Here is a 654-nt window from a genome sequence, read left to right as displayed (position 1 = left end):
TGCCCTACGCAGACGGTAGTCCTGAAACACATTGCAAGATTGCTTGTAAGATGTCTTTTTAGGTTACCGCGCTGGTGGGATATCATTTCGGTATCCTGTTTGTAAACAGTGGGAGGTAGACCTTGAGTCTCAATATTGAAACCAAGAAAGTGGCCGTAGAGGAAATTAGCGTAGCAATTGCTAACGCTCAAACTCTCGTAGTCGCTGAATATCGCGGTATCAGTGTTTCCAGCATGACTGAGCTTCGTGCAAATGCACGTAAAGAAGGCGTTTACTTGCGCGTTCTGAAAAATACTTTGGCTCGTCGCGCAGTAGAGGGTACTTCATTCGCAGGTTTGGCCGATCAAATGGTTGGTCCATTGGTTTACGCTGCTTCTGAAGATGCTGTTGCTGCTGCTAAAGTGCTGCACCAATTCGCGAAAAAAGATGACAAAATTATCGTTAAAGCCGGTTCTTACAATGGCGAAGTGATGAATCCTGCTCAGGTTGCTGAGTTGGCTTCTATTCCAAGCCGCGAAGAGCTGTTGTCCAAACTGTTGTTTGTTATGCAAGCTCCTGTATCAGGCTTTGCACGTGGTTTGGCTGCTTTGGCAGAGAAAAAAGCTGGCGAAGAAGCCGCTTAATCGATTTTGTTTCATTTAATCAATTATTTTT

1 protein-coding gene is annotated in these 654 nt (G+C 45.0%); it reads left to right on the top strand.

Annotated features, from left to right (window positions below; translation table 11 throughout):
- Nucleotides 1–122 precede the first annotated feature (122 nt).
- Nucleotides 123–623, top strand: coding sequence for a 50S ribosomal protein L10 (gene rplJ / locus ACTHSP_RS21240; protein WP_049350637.1), 501 nt, complete (start codon nucleotides 123–125; stop codon nucleotides 621–623).
- The last annotated feature ends 31 nt before the right edge of the window (nucleotides 624–654 follow it).

The organism is Neisseria sp. P0001.S005, from assembly GCF_051963715.1.
Note: the sequence above shows the minus strand (reverse complement) of the source record. Positions and strands in the feature narration are given on the sequence as shown.